We start from the raw sequence: 5,391 nt of genomic DNA on the forward strand, positions 1-5,391 counted from the left end.
GCTTCAAAAACACCGTGAAGAACCGGAGGGCTGGCGCCCTGCCGCTAACAAAAAACACCCAGCTTGGCGTCAAAGTAGATGGCATTGGGCGCGAGCCCTCCAGTGTTCTGGCAAAGATGAAGTACCGGAGGGCTCGCGCCCTGCCGCTAAAACCTCAAGAAACACAGGGGGAAAATGCTTCACAGCGTTGCCTTGCGGTGCCCTGTACGGCATGCCCTGTACGGCATGCCCTGTACGGCATGCCCTGTACGGCGATGGGAATGATGGCGTCCACGTTCGACCTCCCCTTGCTGCGTTCGTCTCACCTGCCAGGAGGGTGACTTTGAGAACTTCACGACCTGCAAAGCCTGGGCTCGACTGGTGGACAGTCTTGGTGGTGGCGTCGATAATCAAGGCCCACGCGTTAAGAAGTGGCGGAATGGTGTTTTTCGTGCCAAGCATCAATCGAATCTGGAAGAATCTCACGTTTGTGAATGCAAAGGTGGTTGCGGATCATGAAGAAACACGAATGGCGTGAGAAAACCGAGGAAGGCGCCACGCGTCTGGTCACCGCCACGCGGCACGGCGGCAAATGGAAGCTGCAGTCGCGGCTGAAGTCGGACACCGAATGGACTCAGTTTCCGGTCATCGAGCTGGAAGACCTGGAGACCCTGCGTGAATTACTTTGGAACAAGTATCAGCGCAATCGCATCCCCCACGAACAGGTGCTGGAAATCGATGCCCTGATCGAAGTGGCCAAACAGGGCGGCTAGTGCCGCGGCAAAGGGGTCAGGCCCGAATGGCACGGGCATCAGCGTTGGTGTGCAGGCTTTAGCCGCCCATTCTCGCTGCGTAGCAGCGACCGAGAATCGCCTAAAGGCTAGACACCAACGGTTGCTTTTCCGCTCTCGTACAACGCAACATGTGCCGCGCGTCACTTCGCTTGTTTGACCAGGTGGATCGCGCGGACGTCGAACAAGGCGCCTTTTGCGATTCGCTTGGCTTCGATTCGCAATTGATAGGTCCCGGATTTCGTGACCGTGATGTCGCCCAGGTGATTCCAGCGAAAGTTCTGAAAGTGACCTGTATCGATGGTTTGAAACGGCAGCTCGGCAACGGTGGACGCTCCGTCGCGAATGCTGATCAACGCATCGCTGCCGCCCTGGCCTTCGCCACAGCCTTGCAACACGGCAACGCTGTAACGCCCCGGCTGGTCCAGTTTCAATTCCCAAGTGGCGTAGTCCTTGGCAACCGTCCAATAGCCGACGGTGTTCTTGTACCACTGGGGTTCGAACCGCAGTTTTTCGCCAAAGGTTGACGCGTGGTGGGCGTGTAACATGACTGAACCGTCGCCGGCGGGTTCGGTCGGTGAAACTTCGTCGGGCAAGAGCGGGGCGCCGTCAAACACCACCTTGATCAAAGCTTCCGCAGCGACGGCGGCTTTCCAGGAGAACCGCCAGTGGTCCGGTTCAGGAACAAAACCAAGATCGCGTTTGGCATCGTCGTGCCAGTTCAACGAACGGATCGGGGCGCAAAACCGCGGGAGATGGAAGCTGCGCGCTTCGATCGATTCCGGACTCGGCAGCAACCACAACGTTTGTCCGTCGCGATAGACGTTCAACGCATCGCTGCCGAGCGAAGGCACCCTCATTGCAGCGTCCGGCAGACCGCTGGGCCGATCAATCGGTCGGGATGGAATCGAATCGTTCGATTGGCCGCTGACCGTCGCGTTTGGAACGCAAGCGACCACGAGGGCTGCAATCGCGATCAAACGGAATGGATTTGGGAAGGTGAAGTGCATGGGATTGGGTTGAACGAAAGATATTTCAAACGTGGGATTGGCTTCCAGCCTGTCATCGCGGAATTGACAGGCAGGAAGCTTCTCCCACTTGATTTTACGCCAGGATTTCGTTGACAACGCGTGCCGGTTCGACACCGGTCAGTCGGGCGTCCAGACCTTGAAACTTGACGGACAGGCGGTGGTGGTCAATCCCCATCAAGTGTAACAGCGTGGCGTGAAAGTCTCGCACGTGAACGCCATCGGAAACCACGTTGTAACCGAACGGACAGGTCTCGCCATGATTGACACCGCCCTGGATGCCGCCGCCGGCCATCCACATGGTAAAACAACGCGGATGGTGGTCGCGGCCGTAGTTCGTCGCGGTCAACGTGCCTTGGGAATAGTTCGTCCGCCCGAACTCACCGCCCCAGATCACCAACGTGTCGTCCAGCAACCCGCGTTGCTGCAGATCTTGCAGCAGCGCCGCGGACGGTTGGTCGGTGTCCCGACACTGGGTTTTCATGCCGCCGGGGATGTTTCCGTGGTGATCCCAACCCTGGTGGTAAAGCTGGATGAAACGAACACCACGTTCGGCCAATCGTCTGGCCAACAGGCAATTGGCGGCGAACGATCCGGGTTTCGAAACGTCGGGTCCGTAAAGATCTTTGACGCTTTGCGGTTCGTCGGCAAGGTTGGCGACATCGGGAACACTCGATTGCATTCGATACGCCATCTCGTACTGCTCGATCCGCGTCGCCAGTGCGGGGTCGCCCAGACGGTCTTGTTCCAGTTGGTGCAGGTCGTTGAGCCGATCGAGCATGTTGCGTCGGCTGCCCGCTGAAATGCCCGGCGGATTGGCCAGGTACAACACCGGTTCTTTCCCCGAACGAAACTGGACGCCTTGATAACGTGCCGGCAGAAACCCCGATCCCCACAACCGTGAATACAGCGGCTGGCCGCCCTTGCCTTTGGTCACCAACACGACAAAGGTCGGCAGGTTGTCGTTCTCGCTGCCCAGGCCGTAGTGCAACCAGGAACCGATACTGGGGCGGCCGGAAAGCTGGTTGCCGGTTTGCAAAAACGTGATCGCCGGATCGTGGTTGATCGCTTCGGTGTACATCGATTTGACCACCGCGATTTGATCGACCTGTTTGGCCATGTGCGGCATCAACTCACTGACCCAGGTGCCATTTTCGCCGTGCCGGTTGAACTTGTACATCGAACCGGCCAACGGCAGAATCGCTTGGTTGCCCGACATGCCGGTCAAGCGTTGGCCTTGGCGAACGGAGTCCGGCAGCGGCTCGCCCTGTTTCTCATTGAGCAGTGGTTTGTAGTCCCAGGTTTCCAGTTGCGAAGGCCCGCCGGCTTGAAACAAGTAAATCACTCGTTTGGCTTTGGGGGCATGGTGCGTCGGGTTGATCACTCCGCCGCTGGGGACGCCGCCGTTCGGGGAAACCGCGGGAGCGGCAGCGGCAAAATCGCGCTGCAGCAATTGGGAGGCGGCAATCCCGCCAAGTCCCATGCCGAACTGTTGCAGCCAGTGTCGTCGTGTCGTGGAGGAGTCCATGGTCGTTATCGCTCGTTGTTCGGTTAGCGGAGCATGATCGTTTCGTCATAGGCAAACAGGGCTTGGACCACGATGGTCGTCGCCGCCAAATCCGTTCGCTTGGCCGAGCCTTGCAGCGGCCGAGCACCGACGTTGAGGAACTCGCCGGCATCGGATTCGTTCTCGGAGAAATACGTCAGTTGTTCGTCGTACAACTGTTGGATTACTTTTCGTTCACGGTCATGGGGCAGACGGCTGAGCAGTCTGCGGAACAATTCATTCCAACGTGCATCACGATCTGCCGGATTCGTTTGCACCAAGGATTCGGCCAGCACGCGTGAGGCTTCGACGTATTGTGGGTCGTTCAAAAACACCAGTGCCTGCAGCGGAGTCGTCGTCAGCTCGCGTCGGGGCGTGCAGCTTTCGCGGCTGGTCGCATCGAGCGTCAACATCGTCGGCGGCGGTGCGGTCCGTTTCCAAAACGTGTATAGACTGCGTCGATACAGCCCGTCGCCGGTCGATTGGTTGTACGATTTTCCGGTCCCTGATTCTCTCCACAGGCCGGCCGGTTGGTACGGCATCACGCTGGGACCGCCGATCTTTTTGACCAGCAATCCGCTGGCCGCCAACACCGTGTCACGCAGTTGTTCGGCAGAGAGTCGATGCTTGGGGCCGCGAGTTAACCACGTGTTGTCGCGGTCACGCTGGTAGAGTTGGGGGTCGCCGACTTTGGAAGACTGGCGATACGTCGACGAAAGCACGATTTCGCGGCACAGCCAATGCAGATCCCAATCGTTGTCCATCAGCGAACGAGCCAGATGGTCCAGCAGTTCCGGGTGCGAGGGTGGTGTACCTTGGGAACCGAAATCTTCCAGGGTGACGACGATGCCGCGGCCGAAGAACAGATGCCACATTCGGTTGACGATCACGCGAGACGTCAGCGGATTCTGCGGATCGGTCATCCACTTGGCCAACGACAACCGATCGTCACCCGCATCGGACAGTTCGCCGGCCAACTCGGGGGTGCCGGGCGAAACCTGTTCTTGTTTGTTGGTGTACTCGCCACGACCGAGCACGTGTGTCGGCGGCGCGTTTTCGTCGTGACGCATCGTCATGATTTCACGTACAGCGGTGACGAGTTCGTTTTCGACCTCGCGAGCTTTGGCCAGCCTGCGACGTGCCTGGGCGACGGTTTCGTCGGCGGACAACAAGTGATGCTGCAGCGCCATCTCGGGGTCGACGTTCGGCGGATCACCACCGGGCTGAGCGGCCGCAAAGATTGCCAGGAACGCGTCCAGTTCGGGCAACGTCGGTGGCAGCCCGGTCAAGTCGAACGTGACGCGTCGCAGCCAAGTCGCCTTGTCCGCTTCTCCATTCGGCTGAAACCCTTTTTCTCGATGCGTCTGTGCCACGAACGGGTCGACCGAGGTCCGCGGCCAATCATCAATAGGTTCGGGGACCGCAACTGTCTCCGGTAGCGGTTCGAACGACCAATGTTTTTGATACTCCCCGCCTTGGCGAATCCACTCGGCGATCAGCTCCTTTTGCGCCGTCGTCAACGTCTTGCCGGTTTCCGGAGGCGGCATCAGCATGTCCGGATCCTCGGACTCGATCCGATCGATCAACAGACTTTCGCCCGGTTCCCCTTCGACAATCGCTCCGTAATCCACCGCGGGCTCGCGTTGATCCAGCCGCAGATCCGCGGCGCGGGTTTCTTCGTCCGGCCCGTGGCAGGCAAAGCAGTACTCGGACAAGATCGGACGGATCTGCGAATTGAACGAGATCGGTGTCTGGCACCAGGCGGCCGGGCTGTCCCAAAGGACCAGGCCCAAACACGCAGCGATGGTAAGATTCTTCAGTGCAGCCATGTCGCAAAAGCCGAGGGGGAGGAGATGGCGGGGGCGATGGGGGAGCCTTCATTGTCGCAGATTTTTGCCTCAGGTCTTGTACCAGCCTGCGTCGATTTTGGTACGATTTGCCGATAGACGTCGATTCTTTTGCTGCAGCTTTTGGCAACCCATTTTGTCTCTCTCCCTCTGGGAGAGACGGCGTTTGCGCAGCAAGCAAACGCCAGAGAGGGCTCGCG

Annotated in this window: 5 protein-coding genes; 2 read left to right on the plus strand and 3 right to left on the minus strand. The window is 59.0% G+C overall.

The genetic code is table 11. From position 1 onward, the window contains the following. Positions 1-320 (plus strand): hypothetical protein (locus NZK35_RS30905; RefSeq protein WP_259636393.1); only part of this gene is annotated, 320 nt, incomplete at its 5' end. A gap of 174 nt (positions 321-494) precedes the next feature. Further along, on the plus strand, positions 495-752 hold the full coding sequence (locus tag NZK35_RS30910) for a hypothetical protein (protein ID WP_259636394.1): 258 nt from the start codon (positions 495-497) through the stop codon (positions 750-752). 161 nt (positions 753-913) lie between these two features. Here the strand turns inward: NZK35_RS30910 and NZK35_RS30915 are convergent, their stop codons facing one another. The 3 genes from NZK35_RS30915 to NZK35_RS30925 all read right to left on the minus strand — a co-directional run bounded on the left by NZK35_RS30915 (position 914) and on the right by NZK35_RS30925 (position 5,173). Continuing rightward, positions 914-1,780, minus strand: a complete 867-nt coding sequence (locus NZK35_RS30915) for a carbohydrate-binding protein (RefSeq protein WP_259636395.1) — start codon at positions 1,778-1,780, stop codon at positions 914-916. Between the two features lie 94 nt (positions 1,781-1,874). Beyond that, positions 1,875-3,326 (minus strand): DUF1501 domain-containing protein, encoded by a 1,452-nt coding sequence (locus tag NZK35_RS30920; RefSeq protein WP_259636396.1) that lies wholly within the window; start codon positions 3,324-3,326, stop codon positions 1,875-1,877. A 23-nt stretch (positions 3,327-3,349) separates the two neighbouring features. Next, complete coding sequence (locus tag NZK35_RS30925; protein WP_259636397.1) at positions 3,350-5,173, minus strand: PSD1 and planctomycete cytochrome C domain-containing protein; 1,824 nt, start codon at positions 5,171-5,173, stop codon at positions 3,350-3,352. Positions 5,174-5,391 lie beyond the last annotated feature (218 nt).

It is taken from the genome of Stieleria sedimenti (genome assembly GCF_025060895.1).
GTDB classification, from domain to species: domain Bacteria; phylum Planctomycetota; class Planctomycetia; order Pirellulales; family Pirellulaceae; genus Stieleria; species Stieleria sedimenti.